At 52.9% G+C, this 622-nt stretch carries 1 protein-coding gene; it reads left to right on the forward strand.

The genetic code is table 11. The features are described from left to right. Positions 1–622 (forward strand): Ig-like domain-containing protein (locus IEV39_RS18375; protein WP_188382627.1); only part of this gene is annotated, 622 nt, incomplete at both ends.

Raw genomic sequence — 622 nt, forward strand, 5'->3', positions numbered from 1 at the left:
TGCGACACTGAATATTGATGCTGTCACAGCAGACAACGTTCTCAACGCAGCAGAATCAGCGGGCACAGTGACAGTGACAGGTACCTTAACTGGTATCCCTGCAGATGCAGCAAGCACCGTGGTGACTTTAGTTATCAATGGCGTGACTTACACCGCAACGGTAGATGCAGCAACCGGTAACTGGACAGCGGATGTAGCAGGTAGTGACCTGTTGGCCGATGGTGACAAGACCATTGATGCCACAGCGACCTTCACCGATGCAGCAGGTAACAGCAGCACAATCACTGATACGCAAGTCTATACAGTAGATACCACTGGTCCGGACAACAGCACGACCACGATTACCATCAATCCGATTGCAGGCGATGGCATTGTAGATTCAGGCGAAGCCGCAACAGACCAGACCATCAGCGGTACGGTCACCGGTGAATACACCGTGGGTGACGTGGTTACGGTCAACGTCAATGGTGTAGACATCACCACCACAGTACAAACGGGTGGCTTATGGAGCGTGACCGTTGATGGCGGACAGTTAGTGCTTGATGCCGACAGCACCATCAATGTCAGCATTACGGCAACAGATGCCGCAGGCAACACTGGTACTGTGACAGCAGATGCCAGC

Origin of the sequence: Acinetobacter courvalinii (assembly GCF_014635545.1) — a bacterium.
Taxonomy (GTDB): Bacteria; Pseudomonadota; Gammaproteobacteria; order Pseudomonadales; family Moraxellaceae; genus Acinetobacter; species Acinetobacter courvalinii.